This window comes from Flagellimonas beolgyonensis, assembly GCF_003992615.1.
GTDB lineage: Bacteria > Bacteroidota > Bacteroidia > Flavobacteriales > Flavobacteriaceae > Flagellimonas > Flagellimonas beolgyonensis.
Genome location: NZ_RZMY01000011.1, coordinates 1 through 273 on the forward strand (window position 1 = coordinate 1; position 273 = coordinate 273).

Sequence of the window (273 nt, forward strand, 5' to 3'; positions counted from 1 at the left end):
ACACCCCGGTGGCCGACAACCAACAAGTTCAAACGAATCTTCCTGTTGACCTTTGTGCACCAGTACCCGCCATAGAACTTTTAAAAGTGGGCGAGGTCAACATCGACAATGACAACAATGGTTGTTTGGATGGCATCACCTATACCTTCACCGTGACCAACACAGGCAACGTGGACCTGCACACCATCGATCTGCAGGATGACCAGATAAATGAGCCGGCACCCGTATTGTTACCCAATGAGGACGATAACAACGATGGCATCCTGAGCATCG

General features: G+C 50.2%; 1 protein-coding gene. It reads left to right on the forward strand.

The features are described from left to right. A partial coding sequence (locus tag EO131_RS06470) for a DUF7507 domain-containing protein (protein WP_164731636.1) occupies positions 1-273 on the forward strand: 273 nt, incomplete at both ends.